The 19,511-nt window shown below is 71.6% G+C and carries 23 protein-coding genes and 3 tRNA genes; 15 read left to right on the plus strand and 11 right to left on the minus strand.

Annotated features, from left to right (window positions below; translation table 11 throughout):
- A partial coding sequence (locus GSF22_RS04830) for a deoxyribodipyrimidine photo-lyase (RefSeq protein WP_244366233.1) occupies positions 1-499 on the minus strand: 499 nt, incomplete at its 3' end.
- A 116-nt stretch (positions 500-615) separates the two neighbouring features.
- The gene (locus tag GSF22_RS04835; RefSeq protein ID WP_208811519.1) at positions 616-1,545 is read right to left on the minus strand and encodes a phytoene/squalene synthase family protein; all 930 of its coding nucleotides are present in this window, start codon (positions 1,543-1,545) and stop codon (positions 616-618) included.
- 65 nt (positions 1,546-1,610) lie between these two features.
- Here GSF22_RS04835 and GSF22_RS04840 point away from each other — a divergent pair, with 65 nt between their 5' ends.
- The 9 genes from GSF22_RS04840 to GSF22_RS35950 all read left to right on the plus strand — a co-directional run bounded on the left by GSF22_RS04840 (position 1,611) and on the right by GSF22_RS35950 (position 8,731).
- A complete protein-coding gene (locus GSF22_RS04840) occupies positions 1,611-2,768 on the plus strand; it encodes a polyprenyl synthetase family protein (RefSeq protein ID WP_208811520.1) in 1,158 nt (385 codons plus the stop codon).
- A 55-nt stretch (positions 2,769-2,823) separates the two neighbouring features.
- Positions 2,824-4,305, plus strand: a complete 1,482-nt coding sequence (crtI, locus tag GSF22_RS04845; protein ID WP_208811521.1) for a phytoene desaturase family protein — start codon at positions 2,824-2,826, stop codon at positions 4,303-4,305.
- A 2-nt stretch (positions 4,306-4,307) separates the two neighbouring features.
- Positions 4,308-4,925, plus strand: a complete 618-nt coding sequence (idi, locus tag GSF22_RS04850) for an isopentenyl-diphosphate Delta-isomerase (protein WP_208811551.1) — start codon at positions 4,308-4,310, stop codon at positions 4,923-4,925.
- Positions 4,915-5,883, plus strand: coding sequence for a MerR family transcriptional regulator (locus GSF22_RS04855; RefSeq protein WP_208811522.1), 969 nt, complete (start codon positions 4,915-4,917; stop codon positions 5,881-5,883). Before idi ends, GSF22_RS04855 begins: the two co-directional genes overlap by 11 nt.
- A gap of 108 nt (positions 5,884-5,991) precedes the next feature.
- Entirely contained in the window at positions 5,992-6,801 is an 810-nt protein-coding gene (locus tag GSF22_RS04860) for a polysaccharide deacetylase family protein (protein WP_208811523.1), read from the plus strand.
- A gap of 147 nt (positions 6,802-6,948) precedes the next feature.
- A tRNA-Glu gene (locus tag GSF22_RS04865) sits at positions 6,949-7,021 on the plus strand.
- A gap of 49 nt (positions 7,022-7,070) precedes the next feature.
- A tRNA-Asp gene (locus GSF22_RS04870) sits at positions 7,071-7,144 on the plus strand.
- Positions 7,145-7,248: 104 nt separating this feature from the next.
- A tRNA-Phe gene (locus GSF22_RS04875) sits at positions 7,249-7,322 on the plus strand.
- A gap of 875 nt (positions 7,323-8,197) precedes the next feature.
- Positions 8,198-8,731 (plus strand): RICIN domain-containing protein, encoded by a 534-nt coding sequence (locus GSF22_RS35950; RefSeq protein WP_208811524.1) that lies wholly within the window; start codon positions 8,198-8,200, stop codon positions 8,729-8,731.
- A gap of 140 nt (positions 8,732-8,871) precedes the next feature.
- Here the strand turns inward: GSF22_RS35950 and GSF22_RS04885 are convergent, their stop codons facing one another.
- Entirely contained in the window at positions 8,872-9,216 is a 345-nt protein-coding gene (locus GSF22_RS04885) for a hypothetical protein (RefSeq protein WP_208811525.1), read from the minus strand.
- A 180-nt stretch (positions 9,217-9,396) separates the two neighbouring features.
- On the opposite strand from GSF22_RS04885, the gene GSF22_RS04890 reads away from it, so the two are divergent.
- A complete protein-coding gene (locus GSF22_RS04890) occupies positions 9,397-9,924 on the plus strand; it encodes an SRPBCC family protein (RefSeq protein WP_208811526.1) in 528 nt (175 codons plus the stop codon).
- A 41-nt stretch (positions 9,925-9,965) separates the two neighbouring features.
- Here GSF22_RS04890 and GSF22_RS04895 read toward each other — a convergent pair whose 3' ends face one another.
- A complete protein-coding gene (locus tag GSF22_RS04895; protein ID WP_208811527.1) occupies positions 9,966-10,676 on the minus strand; it encodes a DUF2786 domain-containing protein in 711 nt (236 codons plus the stop codon).
- Positions 10,677-10,802: 126 nt separating this feature from the next.
- On the opposite strand from GSF22_RS04895, the gene GSF22_RS04900 reads away from it, so the two are divergent.
- Entirely contained in the window at positions 10,803-11,285 is a 483-nt protein-coding gene (locus GSF22_RS04900; protein WP_208811528.1) for a hypothetical protein, read from the plus strand.
- An 83-nt stretch (positions 11,286-11,368) separates the two neighbouring features.
- On the opposite strand, the gene GSF22_RS04905 is transcribed toward GSF22_RS04900, so the two are convergent.
- Entirely contained in the window at positions 11,369-11,758 is a 390-nt protein-coding gene (locus GSF22_RS04905) for a hypothetical protein (protein WP_208811529.1), read from the minus strand.
- 165 nt (positions 11,759-11,923) lie between these two features.
- Here GSF22_RS04905 and GSF22_RS04910 point away from each other — a divergent pair, with 165 nt between their 5' ends.
- Together GSF22_RS04910 and GSF22_RS04915 are read left to right on the plus strand one after the other, a co-directional pair.
- On the plus strand, positions 11,924-13,285 hold the full coding sequence (locus GSF22_RS04910) for an ABC transporter substrate-binding protein (RefSeq protein ID WP_208811530.1): 1,362 nt from the start codon (positions 11,924-11,926) through the stop codon (positions 13,283-13,285).
- A gap of 112 nt (positions 13,286-13,397) precedes the next feature.
- A complete protein-coding gene (locus tag GSF22_RS04915; protein WP_208811531.1) occupies positions 13,398-13,892 on the plus strand; it encodes a hypothetical protein in 495 nt (164 codons plus the stop codon).
- Positions 13,893-13,933: 41 nt separating this feature from the next.
- Here the strand turns inward: GSF22_RS04915 and GSF22_RS04920 are convergent, their stop codons facing one another.
- The gene (locus GSF22_RS04920; RefSeq protein ID WP_208811532.1) at positions 13,934-14,677 is read right to left on the minus strand and encodes an enoyl-CoA hydratase/isomerase family protein; all 744 of its coding nucleotides are present in this window, start codon (positions 14,675-14,677) and stop codon (positions 13,934-13,936) included.
- A complete protein-coding gene (locus GSF22_RS04925) occupies positions 14,674-15,531 on the minus strand; it encodes a 3-hydroxyacyl-CoA dehydrogenase family protein (protein WP_208811533.1) in 858 nt (285 codons plus the stop codon). Before GSF22_RS04925 ends, GSF22_RS04920 begins: the two co-directional genes overlap by 4 nt.
- 121 nt (positions 15,532-15,652) lie before the next feature.
- Here GSF22_RS04925 and GSF22_RS04930 point away from each other — a divergent pair, with 121 nt between their 5' ends.
- Entirely contained in the window at positions 15,653-15,937 is a 285-nt protein-coding gene (locus tag GSF22_RS04930; protein ID WP_208811534.1) for a hypothetical protein, read from the plus strand.
- 181 nt (positions 15,938-16,118) lie between these two features.
- Here GSF22_RS04930 and GSF22_RS04935 read toward each other — a convergent pair whose 3' ends face one another.
- Both GSF22_RS04935 and GSF22_RS04940 read right to left on the minus strand, forming a co-directional pair.
- Complete coding sequence (locus tag GSF22_RS04935) at positions 16,119-16,700, minus strand: RNA 2'-phosphotransferase (RefSeq protein WP_208811535.1); 582 nt, start codon at positions 16,698-16,700, stop codon at positions 16,119-16,121.
- The gene (locus GSF22_RS04940; RefSeq protein WP_208811536.1) at positions 16,700-17,479 is read right to left on the minus strand and encodes a class I SAM-dependent methyltransferase; all 780 of its coding nucleotides are present in this window, start codon (positions 17,477-17,479) and stop codon (positions 16,700-16,702) included. The genes GSF22_RS04935 and GSF22_RS04940 overlap by 1 nt, the downstream gene beginning before the upstream one ends.
- Positions 17,480-17,533: 54 nt before the next feature.
- On the opposite strand from GSF22_RS04940, the gene GSF22_RS04945 reads away from it, so the two are divergent.
- Positions 17,534-17,914, plus strand: a complete 381-nt coding sequence (locus GSF22_RS04945; RefSeq protein ID WP_208811537.1) for a PPOX class F420-dependent oxidoreductase — start codon at positions 17,534-17,536, stop codon at positions 17,912-17,914.
- 114 nt (positions 17,915-18,028) lie between these two features.
- Here GSF22_RS04945 and GSF22_RS04950 read toward each other — a convergent pair whose 3' ends face one another.
- A complete protein-coding gene (locus GSF22_RS04950; protein ID WP_007073996.1) occupies positions 18,029-18,238 on the minus strand; it encodes a BldC family transcriptional regulator in 210 nt (69 codons plus the stop codon).
- Positions 18,239-18,494: 256 nt separating this feature from the next.
- Positions 18,495-19,334 carry a hypothetical protein gene (locus GSF22_RS04955; protein WP_208811538.1) on the minus strand — a complete coding sequence of 280 codons (840 nt, stop codon included), beginning with the start codon at positions 19,332-19,334 and terminating at the stop codon, positions 18,495-18,497.
- Positions 19,335-19,511: the final 177 nt, after the last annotated feature.

Consider the following 19,511-nt stretch of genomic DNA (forward strand, 5'->3'; position numbering starts at 1 on the left):
GGCCGTCGGGGAGCCGGATCCGGGTCGGCGCGGGCAGTTCGTCGCGCCAGGTTGTCCCGAGCCAGCGGCGGTGATAGGGGCTGAACACCCGGTAGTGGTCGCCCCCGCCCGGTTGCAGGGTGCCCGGTTCGACGATGGTCAGGCCGGGAAAGATCGCCAGGTGCAACCGGTGCCGCTCGCACTCGTCCCGCAACCGTTGCTGGCGGCGGCGGGCGTACCGGCTGACGTCGGCGGAGACCGCCACCCCGTCGGCACCGCTTTCCCGGGCCAGCCGGATCGTCTCGGCGACCGGGTCGCCGTGCCGGACGACCAGGTCCCCGCCGATTCCGCGCAACGACGCGCGCAGGTCGGCGAGGCACTGGTGCAGGAAGCGGTTGCGGTTCGGCGAGATCGTGGCCAGCGCCGGGTCGAGCACGTAGAGCGGTACCACCCGGTCGAACCGTTCGCAGGCGGCGACCAGCGCGGGGTTGTCGTGTATCCGCAGGTCCCGGCTGAGCAGGACGACCGCTGTCCGGCCACCGCGCTGGCCGGCCCCGGAGCCCCGGTCCGCGCCGGAGCCGGCCGAGGTCCGTCCCACGTCCCGGTCTGCGCCGGAGCCGGTCGCTGTCTGTCCGGTCACCCGACGGCCAGGGGCAGGGTGGCCGACGGGCCGGGGACCACCACCGGCGTGCCGGTCGGGGTGAGCAGGGCTCGGCCGGCGACCGCCATCCGGCGACGCTGCGGCACCACGGCCCGTCGGGCGAAGACGTCGTAGCCCTGGGCGGCCACCTCGTCGAGGATCCCGCCGTAGAGGGCGTACGCGGTGCGGATGCAGGCCTGTGAGGCGGGCGAGAGCAGGGTCACCCCGGGGGCGGCGGCGAGGTAGTGCGCCTGGGCGCGGGTCACCTCGTACTCGATCAGTTCCCGGATGCGGTCGGTGGCCGCGCCCCGGTCGCGGGCGGCGACCAGGTCGTCCCGGGTGAGGTCGAACTTGTCGAGGTCCTCGTCGGGCAGGTAGGTGCGGCCCCGGTCGAGGTCCTCGGCGACGTCCCGGATGAAGTTGGTGAGCTGGAAGGCGAAGCCGAGCTGGCGGGCCGGTTCGCGCGCGGCGACCGGGTCGGAGCTGCCGAGGATGGGCAGCATCATCGTGCCGATGACCGCCGCCGAGCCTTCCATGTAGTCGAGCAGGTCGTCGTAGGTCGGGTACGACAGCACCGTCAGGTCCATCGCCATGCTCCGCAGAAACGACGCAAAGTCGGTCCGGTCGAGGTCGAAGGTGGCGATGGTGTGCAGGACTGCGGGGAGCAACGGGTCGTCAACCGACGCACCGTCGAGTCCGGCCAGGAAGCGGCCCGACCAGTCGTCGAGCCGTCCGGCCCGCTGAGCAGGGGGAAGATCCTCGGTACGGTCGACGATCTCGTCGGCGTACCGGGTGAAGCCGTAGAGCGCATGTACGTGCCGTCGTTTCCAGGCGGGGAGCAGCCTGGTCGCGAGATAGTAGGTGCGACCGTGACGTTTGTGCAGGTCACGGCAACGGTCATAGGCAGCGGCGAGATCCGTGTCCACCGGCCCTCCTCAAAAATCGACGCACCAATCGACGCAACTCGTAACCCTAGGGTACGCTCGGCCACATGGCCAACGACGCAGTTGCGGGTAACGCGCTCCGCGTGGCGCCGGTTCGGCCGGTGGACGCCGACGATCCGGTCCGCGAGGTGCTCGCCGCCTTTACCCGGGATCTGGTCCGGGCAGTCGAGGAGACACTGGGAGATTTCCTGACCACCGAGGTGGCGTCGCTCGCCGGGGTCGACCCGGCGCTGCACGACTTCGCCCGGACCGCCCACGACTGCGTGCTGGCCGGCGGCAAGCGGCTCCGGCCGACGTTCGCCTACTGGGGCTGGCGCGGGGTGGTCGGCGGGGAGGCCCCGCTGCCGCCGGTGCTGCCCGCGCTCGCCGCGCTGGAGATCCTGCACGCCTTCGCCCTGGTGCACGACGACGTGATGGACGCCTCCGCCACCCGACGGGGTCGGCCGACCGTGCACCGTTCGATGGCCGCCGCGCACCGGGCCGCCCGCCGGGCCGGCGACCCGGACCGGTTCGGGGAGGCCGCCGCCATCCTGGTCGGCGACCTCTGCCTGGTCTGGGCCGACCGGCTGCTCGGCCGCACCGCCGTACCGGCCGCCACCCTGCTCGACGTGCGCCGCTGCTACGACCAGATGCGCATCGAGACCATCGCCGGGGAGTACCTCGACGTGCTCGGCGAGCACGATGCGGGGAACTGGTCGGTGGACCGGGCGCTGCGGGTGGCCCGCTACAAGACGGCGAGCTACACCGTCCAGCGCCCGCTGCTGTTCGGTTCGGCGCTGGCCGGGGCCGCCGTGCCGGACGCCCCGCTGGTGGCCGCCTACACCCGGTACGGCCTGGCGGTCGGCGAGGCGTTCCAGCTCTGTGACGACCTGCTGGGGGTGTACGGCGACCCGGCCACCACCGGCAAACCCGCCGGTGACGACCTGCGTACCGGCAAACCGACGGTGCTGCTGATGCTGGCCCGTCAGCTCGCCACGCCGGCCCAGGCCGCCGAGTTGCGACGCCTCGACGGGGGCGTACCCGCCGACGAGGTGGACCGGTACGCCGAACTGGTGGCCGCCACCGGCGCGGTCGACCGGGTGGAAAAGATGATCTCCGACCGGGTGACCGGGGCGGTGGCCGCCCTGGAGGCCGCCAGCATGGACGAGACGGCCCGGTCGGCCCTGACCGGCCTGGCTGTCGCCGCCACGCACCGCCGGTCATGATGAGCACTCCCGGACAGCCGGTCATGATGAGCATTCGCAAGAAGGAGATGATCACGTGCGGACCGTGACCGGACGGACAGATCGGGTCGTGGTGGTCGGCGCCGGGCTGGGTGGCCTCGCGGCCGCGTTGCACCTCGCCGGCAGTGGCCGGCAGGTCACGGTGGTGGAGCGCGAGCCCGTGCCGGGTGGCCGGGCCGGCCGGCTGAGCGTGGACGGTTACGAGTTCGACACCGGCCCGACCGTGCTGACCATGCCGGAGCTGATCGCCGAGGCACTGGGGGCGGTCGGCGAGGAACTGACCGACTGGCTCGACCTGACCCCGCTCGACCCGGCGTACCGGGCGTACTACCCGGACGGCTCGACGCTGGACGTCATCACCGACACCGCCCGGATGGCGGCGGAGATCTCCCGGGTCTGCGGTCCCCGGGAGGCGGACGGGTACCTGCGCTTCGTCGACTACGCGCGCAACCTGTGGCACCTGGAGCGGACCGACTTCATCGACCGCAACCTGGACGCGCCGACCGACCTGCTCACCGGCAACCTGCTCAAACTGCTCGCCACCGGCGCGTTCCGCCGGCTGCAAACCAAGATCGGCCAGTTCTTCCGCGACCCGCGTACCCGGCGGATCTTCTCCTTCCAGGCCATGTACGCCGGCCTGGCACCGCACGACGCGCTCGCCATCTACGCGGTCATCGCGTACCTGGACTCGGTGGCCGGGGTCTACTTCCCCCGTGGCGGCATCCACGCGGTCTCCCGGGGGATGGCCGGCGCGGCGGAGAAGCACGGCGTGCAGTTCCGCTACGGCACGACGGTGACGCAGGTGGAGACCGCCAACGGGCGGGCCACCGGGGTGCTCACCGCCGACGGCGAGCGGATCCCGGCCGACGTGGTGGTCCTCAACCCGGACCTGCCGGTCGCCTACCGGGACCTGCTGCCGCCGACCCGGCAGCGCCGGCTGAGCTACTCGCCGTCCTGCGTCGTGCTGCACGTCGGCTCGAAGCAGGGGTACTCGCAGATCGCCCACCACAACATCCACTTCGGCCGGGCCTGGAAGGGCACCTTCGACGAGGTGATCCGGCGCGGCGAGCTGATGAGCGACCCCTCGTTGCTGGTCACCAACCCGAGCCGGACCGATCCGGCGGTCGCCCCGGCCGGCCGGCACACGTACTACGTGCTCGCCCCGGTACCCAACCTTGAGGTGGCGCCGTTCGACTGGCGCGGCGACCTGGCCCGCCGGTACGCCGACGACCTGATGCGCACCCTGGAGCAGCGCGGTTACGTCGGGTTCGCCGACGGCGTGGAGGTCTCCCGGATCATCACCCCGGCCGACTGGGCCGACCAGGGGATGGCGGCGGGCACCCCGTTCGCCGCCGCGCACAGCCTGTTCCAGACCGGGCCTTTCCGCCCTTCGAACCTGCACCGCACACTGTCCAACGTGGTTTTCGTGGGTTCCGGCACGCAGCCGGGTGTGGGCGTACCGATGGTGCTGATCTCCGGCAAGCTGGCGGCCGGCCGGATCACCGGGGGTGCCCGGTGACCGTGACCTCCCGGGAGGGGCACCTCGTCGAGCTGGTCGACCACGGCGGCCGGTCGCTCGGTGCGAGCAGCGTGGCCGACGCGCACCAGCCGCCGGGGCAGTTGCACCGGGCCTTCTCGGTGCTGCTCGTCGCCCCCGACGGGCGGGTGCTGCTCCAGCAGCGGGCGGCGGTGAAGACCCGCTTCCCGCTGCGCTGGGCCAACTCCTGCTGCGGGCATCCGGCCCCCGGGCAGTCGCTTGCCGACGCGGCCAACCGCCGGCTGCGCGAGGAGCTGGGGGTCGGTCCGGTCCCGCTGACCGAGGTGGGGGTGCACGTCTACCGCGCCGAGGATCCGGCCACCGGGCGGGTGGAGGTCGAGTACGACCACGTCCTGCGCGGTGAGTTCACCCGACCGGAGGAGCTGCATCCGGATCCGGCCGAGGTGGCGGACCTGTGCTGGGTCGACCCGGTCGAGCTGGCCGCCGACATCGACCGGCGCCCCGAGCGGTACGCGCCGTGGCTGGTCGGGGTGGTGGGCCGGCTGCTGCACCACGACGGTACGCCGACGGCTCCCGCCGGTACCGTCCCGACCGACCCCGCCGGGGCGGACGAGGCTTCGGAGCGGTCGGGTGGGCGATGAGGCGCTGAGCGCGGGGGCGGTCGCACGCCGGCTCGGCGTCGCCGTCACCACGCTGCGCACCTGGCACCAGCGGTACGGGCTGGGGCCGAGTGAACATGTCCCCGGCCATCACCGCCGGTACACCCCGTCGGACCTGGCCCGACTGGAGATCATGCGTCGGCTGACCGTGCAGGGGGTACCTCCGGCCGAGGCGGCCCGGTGGGCGCGCCGTGCCCCCGAGGTGTCGACCGCCCAGGTGTCGACCGCCGAGCCGGTGCCGGCCCCGGAGCGCCGCCGCGTCTCGACGAGCCGGGACGGCGGGGGGTTCACCCTGCCGGTGGGTCGGGCCGGGCCGGCAGCCCGGGGACTGGCCCGGGCTGCCATGCGGCTGGACTCGGCGGCGATGTGCGAGGCGATCGAGGCGGCCATCGCCGCCGACGGGGTGATCGTCACCTGGGACGGGATGCTGCGGCCGGTACTCGCCGCGATCGGCGAACGGCACGCGGCCACGGCCGGTCTGATCGAGGTCGAACACCTGGTCTCCCGGTGTGTCTCCGAGGCGTTCGCCACGGTGGCCCGGCGCAACCAGGCCGTCGGACCGCCAAGGATCCTGCTCTCCTGCGCCGACGAGGAGCAGCACTCGTTGCCGCTGGAGGCGCTGGGTGCGGCGTTGGCCGAGGCCGGGGTGAGCTACCGGCTGCTCGGGGCCCGGGTACCGGTGGAGGCGCTGACCGAGGCGATCAGCCGGACCGGGCCAGCGGCCGTGGTGGTCTGGTCGCACTCCCGGGCCACCGCCGATCCGGCTCAGCTCGTCGCGTTGCTGACCGTGCCACGTCGGCCCCTGCTGGTCCTCGCGGCGGGGCCCGGCTGGCGGGCGGACACCCTGCCGGCGGGTGTGGTCCGACCCACCGATCTCACCGAGGCGGTCTCACTGGCTCTGGCGGTCCGCGACTCACTGGACCAGTCGACAGCGGAATGATCGTCACCGGCTGGGGGATTTGAGGACGACTGTCCGCTTCTGCGGTCTGGGAGCGGTCGGCTAGCCTGTGGGGTCCACTTTCCCGAACCCCTCTCGGAAGAGTCGACGATGACCCCACGTGCCGCGTTCGCGGCCTGCACCGCCCTGCTCATGCTCGCCACGGCCGGGTGCGCCGACCAGGACCGGCCCGCCCGGCCGGCGGCGGGTGGCACCGACCCCACGGCGTCCGCCCCGGCGACCGTACCGCCGTCGGTGGCACCGACCCGGCGCCCGGCGCCGACCCCGACGGTCCGGCCGACGACGTCGCGTCGGCCCGCTCCGACGGCCCTGCCGCCGGGTCTGCGTCGCACCACCGGGGTACGCGGGGTCGCGCTGACCTTCGACGACGGTCCGCACCCGCAGTGGACCCCGAAGGTGCTCGACCAGCTCCGGGCCGCCGGGGTCAAGGCGACGTTCTGCGTGGTCGGTTCGAAGGTGCGGCAGCATCCGGCGCTGGTCGTCCGGATCGTCCGCGAGGGCCACCAGCTCTGCAACCACAGCTGGCAGCACGACGTCGACCTGGGTACCCGGCCGGAGGCGCAGATCCGGGCGGACCTGGCCCGCACCAACCAGGCGATCCGGGCGGCGGTACCGGGCGCGCGGATCCCGTACTACCGGCAGCCCGGTGGCCGGTGGACCCCCGAGGTGGTCGCTGCCGCCAAAGGGCTCGGCATGCAGTCGCTGCACTGGACGGTCGATCCGCAGGACTGGGCGAAGCCGACCGCGTCGGTGATCAGCAAGCGGGTGACCGACCGGGTCCGGCCCGGTTCGATCGTGCTGCTGCACGACGGTGGGGGCGACCGGAGCGCCACCCTGCGGGCCTGTCCCGGCCTGATCGCCTCGATCAAGCAGCGGTACGGCGTCACTCGCCTCAAGTAGGCGTAAAACGGGCAGCTTGCCCGGCAGGCCATACCGGTTTTGTCGTGGGGCCCGGCATCACGTATGCTTTCGAAGCCTCCGGCGGGGCCGGATGGGAGCAAGTCCGCAGGAAGTTGTCACCAGCAGGTGTGCAATGATTGCGGGGCCGCCCTCATCGTCTAGCGGCCCAGGACGCCGCCCTTTCAAGGCGGTAGCACGGGTTCGAATCCCGTTGGGGGCACGACCGGCGAAAGCCGGAGCAAGGCCGGCGCAAGTCGGAGCACGAGCAAGGTCCTGTGGAGCAGTTGGAGTGCTCGCCGCCCTGTCAAGGCGGAGGTCGCGGGTTCAAGTCCCGTCAGGACCGCAGCGCTGACCGCCGCGCGTAACCGCGCGGCGTTTGCGTTTCGGAGCAGGTGACCCTACCGGCAGCAGGTCCGGTGAGCGGGTAACATGATCCGAGCAACACCCGGCCAGGTAGCTCAGTTGGTACGAGCGTCCGACTGAAAATCGGAAGGTCGGCGGTTCGACCCCGCCCCTGGCCACATAGCCTTTCGCCGGGCTACTACAGCGCTGACCAGTGCAAACACTGGTCAGCGCTGTTGCATTTGTGGGGTACGTCACAGCTCCTCGGCTGTGCGCCGGTAGCTGTCACCGACTGGCCTTACCCGCTTGGTATCGCACCCGGATCGCACGACTGCGGATCACGCTTCCGGCGTACGCCGTTCCCTACCCGGTGCAATCCCGCCCGTCGTCGTCCCCCCGGCGCCGTCCCACACACCGTGGAGCGGGCCCCAGGGTGACGGCTGGAGCGCCCCACCGGATGAACGGTCCTGTCATCGTGGCCGCCGGTCTGCAGACTCCCATCGCCCTGTGCCGCATGCGCTCCGACCAACGCACCCGCGACCACGTCCAGCGCCGCACCACGAAGGAGTCGGAGGCAGATTCTCAACCCCGGCCCCGCCCGACCTGCCTACCGTAAGGACCCAGGACCCAGAGCCCACCGCGTTACTGCCCTTGCCAGGGCACAAATACCCAAACAGCCTCGGACTGGCTCCACTCCCACATCACGCAGGAACCCGGATATCGGAAGCGGGCGCTCCGCGTCGACAAACGGCAGGGCGACATCCGGGTACAACCGGACGGCGTACCGTTGCAAAGCTTGGCTTTCGTGACAACCCAGCCGGACCAACCTACCCCCAAAAGATCACCTCAACCTGGGTACCCGTCACGACTTACATGGGCCCTGAGACCCTCGGTGCATTGACGCCCAGGACCGGCCATCCGGCCGATTCTCCCCGCAACACCCAGAGTGCCTAATTGATTCACCGCCATCGACAGCAAGGATAGCCAAGGGGCCCGAAGGGGCAATTGCATCAATTGATATCGATGCGATTGCCTCGCCAGAAGAGAGAATGTCATGAGATTCTTCACGAGACGTACCCGCTTCCGCCGACAGCTCGCTTCGCTGGTCGCTCTGACCAGCGTCGTACTCACCGTGGCGGCCCTACCCGCTTCTCCGGCACAAGCGGGGAACGGCGGGCCATCCCTCCTGAATGCCGGCGAAAGCCAACCGTACTGCCTCTCGGTGGACGACCCGGTCTACTATCCCTACCTGTACCTCACCAAGGACTGCAGCCGGGGATGGCTGATCTATCGCTACGCCGACGGCACTTTCGCCATCGGGCTGGCGGGAGTACCTGGAGGCGGGTGCGTGGACGTTGCGAACAACAACGCGCAAACCGGGATGCACCTATGGCTCTGGCCCTGCAACGGCAGCATGGCCCAGCGGTGGAGGTCGAATTTCGCAACCCCCGGGTGGCGGTACATCGAACACGTGAGCAGCGGACTGCGACTTGAAGAGCGCTACGGGGGTACGGATTGGGGATGGGTCTCACTTGGGCAGCATTACGGAAACTGGAACCAAGTGTGGTATCACGACCAGTTGTACTGACCAACCCACCCGATCGGACTAGTGGTCGATCGTGTCGAGAAGGATGGTGAAACCCCCTCGGCTGGGGTGTCCCAGCCGAGGGTTCGCGATGCCGTGCACCTACCCGTCTGCGGTCTGAGCCCTTCGCCGGGCTACGGACGTCAGATCACTCCGTGCAAGACCAGCCGGAACGCCACGTACAGCGCCAGGGCGAGCAGACCGACCCGGGAGGACCATCGGCGCAGGGCCGGTCGCGGGGACGCCGCGAGCCAGAAGGTGACCGCGAGGTCCACCCAGACCAGGGTGTGCAGGTGGTCGACGGCCCATCCCCGCCAGCCCGGCTCCGGGCTGGGCGGTACCCCGTCGCCGACGAGATGGAACAGCGCCGCGAGCCCGAGGGCCAGCACCGCCAGGGTCCGCAGGACGGGGGTACGACGACGGGCCACCGCCTGCCGGAACGCGCCGAGGCGGTCGCGGAGGGATGATCCTGATCGGGCCGGGGACATGCCGCGCACTGTAGTGACTCCGGGCCAGCAGGGACGGCAACGCGAAAGTGTTCATACCGTCACCCGACCTGCGGGTACCGATGGACAAACCCCGGCCGGCAACGCTCCCAACCGGACAACTTGTCCCTTGGTCGCCATCGAAGCTGCACAGCCGGGCAGCGGGCGGTATGGTCCGGGCCTATGGGACAGGAGATCGTCGATCCGGTCGACATCCATCAGGAGGCCGACCAGTACTCGCTGCGCAGCACCCTCCTGGTCCCGGCGACCGCCGACCAGGCGTTCGCCGTCTTCACCGGCGCCCTCGCCGACTGGTGGGTACGGGAGTACACCTGGTCCGGACCGGACGCGCTGGCGGATCTCGGCATGGAACCGCACGCCGGTGGCATGCTCTACGAGATCGGCCCGTACGGCTTCCGAACAGACTGGGGGCGGGTGCTCACCTGGGAGCCGCCGGACCTGCTCGTCTTCACGTGGCAGATCGGCCCGGACCGGGTACCCGTCCCTAATCCCGCGCGGGCCAGCGAGGTGGAGGTCACCTTCGTCGAGGAGGGCCCCGAGCTGACCAGCGTACGGGTCGAACACCGGAACTTCGAACGACACGGCGAGGCCGCCGAAGGGTACCGGCAGGCCCTCACCGCCGGCTGGCACGAGCTGCTGTCCCGGTACTCCGCCTCGGTGGTCGCCGCCCAGCACCCGCCGATCTCCTGACGGCGCCCCGCGATCTGGCTGACGGCGCCCCGCCGACCCGCTCAGCGGGCCCGACCCAACTCCACCGGGGAGTCGGCGCGCAGACCGGTGGTGCCGCCCAGATCGGCCCGGCGCCCGGCTGCGGCACCCTGCGCCAGCCCGCCGCCGACCAGCCGTCGGGCAGCGGCGGTACGCAGCCGGGGATAGACCTCGGCGAGGCGCTGGTCGACCCGGGTCGACCGGTCCGCCAGCACCAGCGCCACCAAGGTGGCGGCCGGGCGGGTGGCGGCCTCCTCCTCGGCCGCCCGGAGCCGGGTGCCCACCTCGCGGGCGAATCCGGCCAGCCAGGACCGTCGGAACGCGGCGGGATGCTCGCCCCGGGGTACGACCGCAGCGGCGAGACCATGGGCGGCCTGGACCAGCAGCGAGGTGAAGAGCAGCTCCACCCGTTCCAGGTCGCTGGCGAAACCGAACAAATGCATGGCGTACCCGGTCCGCTCCCGACGCCGTACGCAGCGGCAGCGCAACGGGTCCGCCACGGCGGCGAGCAGTCCCGCCTTGTCCAGGGCGTACGGCGCGACGATGTCGACGGTCCGGTCACCGACCGGGTCGGTGGTGGGGTCCTGCGCGGCGAGCAGGGCCCGGTCCACGCCGTACCGGGCGATCAGTTCGGTGGCCTTGGCGGTGAAGAGGGCCGCCTCGGCCGGGCCACATGCCGGATCCTCCGCCTTGGCCAGCAGCTTGCGGACCCTGGCCAGCATCGCGTCCGACATGCACCAGAGCTATCACATCCGGTCCCGGACCGGTTCGGGGCAGCGCCGAAACCCATTGATCAGTATGCTCGCCACTCTGCGTCAGAGATCCGTCACGGGGGCTGGTCAACTCACTCGGAGGCTGGAATGTCACTGCCTGTGGGCCGCCTGGTGGCCACCACCAGTGTGGCGCTGTTCGCCACCGTCCTGGCCGCCCCTGCGGTGGCGGCGCCCGCCGCACCGACCCTGCCGACCACCCCGGTGGCCACCCTGCCGGCCCTGGCCGCACCCGCCGGGTCGCCGGACAACCAGGTCGGCACACTGACCACCTGCTACGGCGGGGCCGTGCGGGACTACTTCCAGGTGGGCGGTTGGGGAGGGCAGTCCGGCCCGTACCGGACGACGACCCGCTGCGGCGACATCAACGTGCGCAACGCCAGCACCTACGGCACGTACGCGTGCGTCGTCTTCATCGACAAGACCAACAACTGCAACTACTGGACGTACCTGCCGGCGAACTCGGGCTGGCGGGTCGCGGCCACCAACGTGCGGGACGGCGTCAACTTCGTGGTCCGCTTCTCGAACAGCAGCTACCAGTACGGCTCGCTGGTCTCGTACCACGCCTTCTGACCCGCACCGGGTGGCCGGGCCGGCCGACCCGGCTACGACGGTCGGTCCGGCTGCGGTCGACCGACCCGGGGCGCTCGTGGTGGTCAGTCGGTCCGGCTGCGCAGGGTCGCCACCACCGAGCCGGCCAGGGTGAGCAGGCAGTCCGGCAGCCGCCCGTCGGCGATGGCCGCACCGAAGAGCGCCTCGCCGGTGTCGGCGTCCCGGTTGGCGTACGCGCTGACGAACCGGGCCACCCAGCGGGTGTCGTAGGCCGCCTGGTCGATGCCGGGGAAGTCCAGCGTCCACGCACCCCGGGGCACGTCGTCCGGGACCATGGTCGCGGCCAGGCACCAGGCCACGTCGTACGCCCCGACCACGCCGGACCGGTCCACGACCGCGTCGAACGTGCCGACCACGGCCTCACTGTCGCCGGAAAGCGCCGAGTGCAACACCGCGGTCGCGTCGTCCAGCGTCTCCTGGGGTACGTCCGTCACGTGGCGAAGGGTATGCCGTCACGTCAAGCAACCATCAGCACCGACACACCGGTGACCGTGGGTAACCGCTGCTGGTTGATAACGGATTCAACGGCAGGCACGGTCGAAGTAAGGGGCGGGAGCACGCTAATGTGCGCAGCGGACCTTCGGGGAGGAAGGACGACCATGCTCGGATCACGCGGCACACGCGGCACACGCGGCGCTGCCCTGGCCGCCTGCGCGGCACTCATGCTCGGCACCACCGGGTGTGGGACGGAGGACAAGGCCGCACCGGCCGAGACTCCACAGGTCCGGCTCTACGGTACCGACGGCAACATGCAGAACTCGTTCGCCGCCGAGATCAAGGACCGGGTCGACCTGATCGACGGGATGAAGGGCACCACCCCGCTCACCCCGCTCTCCGACGACTTCAAGAACCGCATCCGGTCGGTCGACCCGAAGATCAGCGACTACCTCTACGCGGGCGAGACGTACGACGCCGTGGTGATCAGCGCCCTGGCCGCCCAGCTCGCCGGCTCCACCCGCCCCGCCGACATCGCCGCGCAGATCAACGGCGTGTCCAACCAGGGCCGGCGCTGCGACCGGGTGGCGACCTGCCTCCAACTCGCCCGCAGTGGTACGGACATCGAGTACCGGGGTGTGACGCTGACCCGGGCCGGTTTCACCGACGTCGGCGAGCCGGCCACCGCCAGCTACGCCACCCTGCACTTCGACAACGGCAAGCTCAACGACGCCAAGACCGAGTTCGTCGGCGCCGGTGACGAGTCGACGGCCAGCACCAAGACCCCGCCCAAGGGGAAGAAGGCCCGGCCCGGCAAGAGCGACCGCAGCGACGGCTCCCCGCTGAAGCTGGGTGGACTGCTGCCGAAGACCGGTGACCTGGCCCTGGCGTACCCACCGCTGGCCGCCGGGGCCGCCCTGGCGCTCCGGGAGATCAACGCGGCCGGTGGGGTGCTCGGCGAGCCGGTGGTCTGGATCGACGGTGACGACGGCACCAGCCCCCAGGTCGCCAAGGCCACCGTGGCCCGGCACGTGGCCGGCGGCGTACAGGTGATCATCGGGGCCGCCGCCTCCGGCGTCTCCCGTGCCGTGCTGCCCGACGTGGTCGACGCCGGCCTGGTCCTCTTCTCCCCCTCCAGCACCGACGGCGGGTTGAGCACCGTCGAGGACAAGGGGCTGTTCTTCCGTACCGCCCCGCCGGACAACCTCCAGGGGCGGGCGCTCGCCGACGTCATCCTGCGCGACGGTCCGCACCGGATCGTGCTGGTGGCCCGGAAGGACTCGTACGGTGAGGGTCTCCAGGCCAACGTCCGGGGCGAACTGGAACGCGCCGGCATCGGGGCGGACCGGGTGAAGCTGCTGACCTACGAGCCGCCGGCCGACGCCGAGGCCCCCAAGGTCGACTTCAGCGCGGGCGCCCAGGAGATCAAGGCGTACGGCGCGGATGCCGTCCTGGTCATCGGCTTCGGCGAGTCGGTGCAGGTCATCACGGCCCTCGCCGACGCAGGGGTGCAGATCCGGCACTGACCGGACCCGGCACGTCCGGCGGTAGGGCGGTGTGGCACGTTTCCGGGATCCGGGGCGGCCCGGTCCGGCCGTACCGTCCCTGGCGAACGGCCGGCGACGGAAGGACACCCCGATGAGCGACTTCACCGACCTCATGCTGGTCGGCGACGACGGCAGCGACCCCGCAGCGGACGGGCCCGGCCCGGAGCCGGACCCGTTCCTGCCCGACCCGCACACCGTCGTCACCTACCGGATGGACGGCTCGGTCGACGTGAGCACCGACCTCGACGGGGACGGGCACGTGGACCTGCGGCAACATGACGCGGACGGGGACGGCCGCGCCGACGCCACGTACGTCGACACCGACGGCGACCACCGGCTGGACGCGATGCTGCGGGACTACGACGACAACGGCTCGGTCGACGCGGTCCTCGACGACCGCAACGGCGACGGTCGGGTCGACGTGATCCGGCTGGACCTCGACCACGACGGCAGGGTCGACAGCAGCACGTTCGACCAGGACTTCGACGGCCGGCCCGACCTGTGGCTGCGGGACACCGACGCCGACGGGGTGGCCGACCAGGTCCGGACCGCGCCCGGCTACGTCGACCCGTACGCCAGTCGGTGATCCTCCGGTGGCGGGCCGGACCGTGGCCCGCCACCGGATGATCACCGGGACCGGCGTCGCTCCAGGAACTCGGTCATCCGGCGGCGCTTCTCCTCGTCCTCGAAGAGCACCGCCTGGCTGACCAGGTCGAGGTGGGGGTGCGCGGCCGGCGGTGCGTCCACGGCCAGTTTGGTCAGCCGGAGGGCCAGCGTGGAGCCCTTCGCCATCTCGTCGAGCAGTTCGTTCGCGCTGGGCAGCAGCCCGTCCGGCTCCTCGACCACCCGGTTGACCAGGCCGATCCGCAGCGCCTCGGCGGCGTCCACCCGCCGGCCGGTGAAGAGCAGTTCCTTGGCCCGTGCCTCGCCGACCAGGGCGGGCAGCCGGTGGGTGGCTCCGGCACCGGCGATGATGCCCAACCGCACCTCGGGCTGACCGAAGAACGCGCGGGCGGTACAGACCCGCAGGTCGCACGCGTACGCCAGTTCGGCGCCCCCGCCCAGTGCCGGTCCGTCCACGGCGGCGACGGTCGGCAGCGGCAGGGCCCGGATCCGGGCGAACACCCCCGCGTTGATGGCGGCGAGGGCGTCCAGCCGGCCCCGGTCCCGGAGCTGGCCGATGTCCGCCCCGCCGGCGAAGATCCCCGCCGTCCCGCCGGTCAGCAGCAGCAGCCGGGGCCGGGCCTCCAGCTCGGCGCAGACCCCGTGCAGTTCGGCCACCAGGTCGGCGTCGATCGCGTTGCGCTTCTCCGGCCGGTCCAGGGTCACCACCAGCCGGTCCGGGTACTCCTCGATCCGCAGGCCGCTCACTGCTTCACCCCGCCTTCCCAACGGTAGAAGCCCTGCCCGGACTTCTTGCCGAGCCGGCCCTGCGCCACCATCTCCAGCAGCAGCGGCGGCGGCGCAAACCGGTCGCCGTACGCGGCCTGGAGGGTCCGGGCGATGTCGAGCCGCACGTCCAGCCCGACCAGGTCGGTCAGCTCCAACGGGCCGACCGGGTGGCGGTAGCCGAGCACCATCGCCTTGTCGATGTCCGCCGGGCTGGCCACCCCGTCGGCGACCATCCGGATCGCCTCCAGGCCGAGCGTCACGCCGAGCCGGGAGGTGGCGAACCCGGGCAGGTCGCGTACCACGACGGGATCCTTGCCCAGCCGGCCGGCGAGCGCGACGGCCGCGTCGGTGGTCTCCGGCGCGGTGGCCGGGCCGACCACGATCTCCAACAGGGCCATGGTCCAGACCGGGTTGAAGAAGTGCAGCCCGAGGAAACGGTCCGGGCGGGCCAGTCCGCCGGCCAGTTCGCCGATGGGGATGCTGGAGGTGTTCGTGCCGAGCAGCGCCGGGGCCAGCTCCTCGGCGGCACGCAGGACGCTCCGTTTGAGGTCGGGCCGCTCCGGCACCGCCTCGACGATCACCTGCGGGCCGGCACCGACCTGGTCCAGCCCGGCCCGCAGGGTCAGCCGGTCCCGGGCCGACGACGCCTGGTCGGCGGTGGTCCTGCCCCGCTCGACCGCCCGGGCCCAGAGCCCGTCGAGCCGCTCGGTGGCGGCCTCCGCCCGACCGGGGTCGACCTCCACCAGGTCGACCGCGAAACCGGCTCCCGCCGCCACGTACGCGATGCCGAGGCCCATCGTGCCGGCTCCGACGACGACAAAACGATCGTTCATGGTGGCGACCCTATTCAGGAACGTTCGCGATGGCACGCATGGGGCCCTAGCGTATGCGGGTACTGCGGGGTCGACCGCTTTGCGTCGAGCCGCTGCGAAGCCGAGGAAAGGGCCACTGGACATGAGCGAGGTACCGGGCAGCAACACCGGTGAGACCATCGAGACCCGCGGTGACGACCGCGTCGACCTGCTGCGGGCGGACACCAACAACGACGGCCGTACCGACGTCTGGGTCTCGGACACCGACGGCGACGGCAAGGCCGACCTGTTCCAGTTCGACATCGACGGTGACGGCACGGTGGACATCACCATGTCCGACCTGGACGAGGACGGCACCCCCGACGAGGTGGTCGACGGTGACGGCGGCATCCCGCCCACCGCCACCACCCCCACCGTCGAGGTCTGACGGTAAGGAAGGGCCCCTTCTTAACGTTTTCGGTAGAGCAAGGGGCCCTTCTTAACACCTGACGCCCGGGCGGGCACCCGCCGACCGGACACCTGGCGCCCGGGCGGGCACCCGCCGACCGGACACCTGGCGCCCGGGCAGGCATCCGCCGACCGGGCACCCGCCGACCGGGCCCGGCGGCTCAGCGCCGGACGAACTCGGCCGGTACCGCCGCGGTCAGCCACACGCCGTTGGCGCTGCGGTGGAAGACGTACCCGGCGGCGGCCATCAGACCGGCGCGTACGGTCAGCACGGCCACCGACCCGCTGCGACGTCGCCCCACGGTCAGCGCCGTGGGTACGTCGGCCGAGAGGTGTACGTGCTGCCGCCGCCCCGGGTGCAGACCGGTGGCCAGGATCGAGGCCACGTTCGTCGTCGGGGTGCCGTGGTACAGCACCTCCGGCGGGGCGACCGCAGCCAGCCCGAGGTCCACCCCGACCCGGGCCGAGTGCCCCTGGCTGGCCCGGATCCAGGTCACCCCGTCCGCGCCGGTACGCAGCGCGAACCGCTGCTTGTCGTTGTCCGCCACCACCTCGTGCAGCTGTTCGCGGCTGACCTGCGTACCGTGCCGGGCGAGCGCGGTGAGCAGGTCGTCGACGGGTACCCAGCCGTGCGGGTCGAGGGTGACCCCGACGCTCTCCGGCGCGTGCCGCAGCACCCGGGAGAGCCGTTTGCTGACCCGGACCAGTGCCGCGTCCGTCAGTCCGCCAGCCGCCGCCTCCATCAGTCCTCCAGTCGTAACGTCGCCAGGTAGTACGGTGCGTCCGCATCGTCCACGTCGGTCAGTCGCCAGCCGGCACCCCGGACCAGACCGGCCAGTTCGTCCGGGGTGCAGACCAGGTAGTCGAACCAGTCGGTACCCAGCTCCCGGTAGCGCAGCCGCAGCCGCAGCTGCCCGCCGAGCCGGCCGGACCTGCGGTTGCGCTCGTGGTAGCCGGTGTGCACCGGGTCCGTGGTGCCGTACGGGTCGGTGCCGTGGGCGATGATCCGGGCCCCCGGGCGGGCCATCGCGGCCAGCGCGGCGAGGAAGACCGGGGCCCGGTCCCGCCCCTCGATGAGCCCCAGGTTGTTGCCGAGCAGCAGGAAGGTGTCGTACCGCCGGCCGTGGCCCGCATGTTCGTCCACGGTGGCGTGCACCAGGTCCCGTACGCCCCGGCGCCGGCACACCGCCAGCGCGCCGGCCGAGACGTCCAGCCCGGTGACGGGTACCCCGAACTCCTGGAGCCGCAGCGCGATCCGGCCGCCGCCCACCCCGATGTCCAGGGTCGCGCCCCGGACCCGGTCCACGGCCCGGTGGTCGTACGGCTGCCAGTGCTCGGGCCCGGCCAGGTAGTGCGCGGCCGGGGCGCCGTTGATCAGCCCGTCGTCCCGCTCGATGATCTCGATGACCGGCCGGGGGAGCCGCCCGCCGACCAGTGGCCGGGGGCCGATCCCGGTCTCCACCGCCCAGGCGTCGCGCAGCAGTTCGCCGAAGACGTCGCCGATCCGTGGTTCGCCGTTCATGCCGGTGACGCTATCCGGACCTCGGGCGGCCCGGCACGGCCATATTCTTGGCGGATGACCGACGTCGACCGGCTCGCTGCGGAGAAGTACATCCTGCTGACCACGTTCCGCCGGGACGGGCGGTCGGTGCCGACCCCGGTCTGGGTGGTCGCGGACGGGGGCGCGCTGGCCGCCTGGTCGGCGGCGGACGCGGGGAAGGTGAAGCGGATCCGGCGCAGCGGCGAGGTCACCGTCGCCCCCTGCGACGTCCGGGGGCGGCCGCACGGCGACGCGGTACCCGGGCACGCCACGATCCTGGACCGGGCCGGCTCGGACCGGGTACGTCAGTTGCTGAAGCAGAAGTACCGGCTGATGGGCCGGCTCAGCCTGCTGGGGAGCCGGCTCCGTCGGGGTACCGGGGGCACGGTGGGCATCCGGATCACCCTGCCCGACTGAGAGCACCGGCAGCAGGGCGGACGCTGACCGCCCCCGGGGAACGAAACAGGGGCGGAGGCTGCCCGTGAGCAGTTCCTCCGCCCCTGATCGAGGCTCGTTCGACTGGAGCGGTCCTCAGTCCCCTTGGCGCTGCTGGGGAATCTGTCCCTGCAGCAGGGCGCGAACCTCAGACTCGCGGTACCGGCGGTGGCCACCCAGCGTACGGATCGCGCTGAGCTTGCCGGCCTTGGCCCACCGGGTGACGGTCTTCGGGTCGACACGGAACATCGACGCCACCTCGGCCGGTGTCAGTAGCGGCTCTGGTTCATGCGTACGCGATGCCATCGGTCACTCCTCCAAAGGTACCTATAGACATCGGCCGGGGTCCCGCCGGCCGACGCGTCTCCCATGGTCCGGCTAGTCCCCGATGTCCGACATGGGCCGAACGGCCGAACGTCCCTGGATGGACGGATGAACCATGACCGATTTATACGACTTTTCTATGCCAGATTCCACCTTATTCGGACTCATGATCACGGTTCGTGACGCAATAGCTACGAACCATCTTCACCTTGGCGTAGGCATAACGCCTGATATGTACCTAGTTGCACCGCTCCAGCAACTGCACCGCCCGCCACCGCGCGACGAGTTGCTCATACGCGCGGGACGCCACCTCAGCGTCACCGTCGGCCAGCCCGGCCAGCCCGGCCGCGACCAGCTCCGGGGAGTCGTCCGCCGCCAGCGTCTCGTCCGGCAGCAGGTCCACCAGACCGCCGTAGTCCAGCTCGACCACGGAACGCGGGTGGAACTCCTCCAGCCACCGCGCCCCCTCCTCGACCGCCTCGGTGATCGGCGCCTCCCCGACGGACTTCTTCAGCACCGACAGCCCCCGCGAGGCCCGCCGCCGGGCCTTGGAGATCTCCGTCCGGTAGCGCAGCGCCCGCCGCCCCGGCTCGGTCACCAGCTCCCGCTCCTTCGGATCCACGAAGACGAACCAACGCAGCGGTACGCCCCAGGTGGCGATCTGTTCGTGCAGCCGGGGCACCCCGTGCTCCAGCACCCGCGCCCCGCTGCGCCAGTCCTCGACCACCTCCTTGGCCTGCCCGGCCAGGGTCGGCGGCACGAAGGCGTCGGCGAGTACCGGAGGCACGCCGTCCCGTGCGCTCAACGCCGCCTCGGCCACCCGGATCCGCAGGTTCCACGGGCAGATCAGCAGGGTGTCGTCGGTCTCCAGGACGTACGCCTCGTCCGGCAGGTCGGGTAGCCGGGTCCAGCCGGCACCGAGTGCCTCGATGACCGCGGTACGCTGCCGCCCCGGCCCGTCGAGCGGCGCGACCGCCCGCCCCTCGCTGACGTACCGACGCCAGAAGATCTGGCGTTCCCGGTCGAAGGCGGTCAACGGCTCGTACACGCGCAGGTATGAAGCGAAGAGCGACGGCACGGCGCGATCCTCCCACGAGAGCTGGCCCCGGTCGCTGGCGGCAGCCCGATCGGACCTGCACCAGCGGGCCGCAGGCGCCGGGACGACGGGATCGATATTAGGCTCGGCAGCACCGGCAACACCCAGCCGGCGATCCGTCAGGTTCGCGTCCCACAAGGACGCACCCCCACCCAGGAG

The sequence above is a fragment of the Micromonospora echinofusca genome (assembly GCF_017614955.1).
Taxonomy (GTDB): Bacteria; Actinomycetota; Actinomycetes; order Mycobacteriales; family Micromonosporaceae; genus Micromonospora; species Micromonospora echinofusca_A.

Bases quoted from the DNA above. Each gene is read 5' to 3' on its own strand.
- GSF22_RS04840 (WP_208811520.1), top strand. From the start codon at position 1,611: ATGGCCAACGACGCAGTTGCGGGTAACGCGCTCCGCGTGGCGCCGGTT.
- GSF22_RS04860 (WP_208811523.1), top strand. From the start codon at position 5,992: ATGACCCCACGTGCCGCGTTCGCGGCCTGCACCGCCCTGCTCATGCTC.
- GSF22_RS35950 (WP_208811524.1), top strand. From the start codon at position 8,198: ATGAGATTCTTCACGAGACGTACCCGCTTCCGCCGACAGCTCGCTTCG.
- GSF22_RS04885 (WP_208811525.1), bottom strand. From the start codon at position 9,216: ATGTCCCCGGCCCGATCAGGATCATCCCTCCGCGACCGCCTCGGCGCG.
- GSF22_RS04890 (WP_208811526.1), top strand. From the start codon at position 9,397: ATGGGACAGGAGATCGTCGATCCGGTCGACATCCATCAGGAGGCCGAC.
- GSF22_RS04895 (WP_208811527.1), bottom strand. From the start codon at position 10,676: ATGTCGGACGCGATGCTGGCCAGGGTCCGCAAGCTGCTGGCCAAGGCG.
- GSF22_RS04900 (WP_208811528.1), top strand. From the start codon at position 10,803: ATGTCACTGCCTGTGGGCCGCCTGGTGGCCACCACCAGTGTGGCGCTG.
- GSF22_RS04910 (WP_208811530.1), top strand. From the start codon at position 11,924: ATGCTCGGATCACGCGGCACACGCGGCACACGCGGCGCTGCCCTGGCC.
- GSF22_RS04915 (WP_208811531.1), top strand. From the start codon at position 13,398: ATGAGCGACTTCACCGACCTCATGCTGGTCGGCGACGACGGCAGCGAC.
- GSF22_RS04925 (WP_208811533.1), bottom strand. From the start codon at position 15,531: ATGAACGATCGTTTTGTCGTCGTCGGAGCCGGCACGATGGGCCTCGGC.
- GSF22_RS04930 (WP_208811534.1), top strand. From the start codon at position 15,653: ATGAGCGAGGTACCGGGCAGCAACACCGGTGAGACCATCGAGACCCGC.
- GSF22_RS04935 (WP_208811535.1), bottom strand. From the start codon at position 16,700: ATGGAGGCGGCGGCTGGCGGACTGACGGACGCGGCACTGGTCCGGGTC.
- GSF22_RS04940 (WP_208811536.1), bottom strand. From the start codon at position 17,479: ATGAACGGCGAACCACGGATCGGCGACGTCTTCGGCGAACTGCTGCGC.
- GSF22_RS04945 (WP_208811537.1), top strand. From the start codon at position 17,534: ATGACCGACGTCGACCGGCTCGCTGCGGAGAAGTACATCCTGCTGACC.
- GSF22_RS04950 (WP_007073996.1), bottom strand. From the start codon at position 18,238: ATGGCATCGCGTACGCATGAACCAGAGCCGCTACTGACACCGGCCGAG.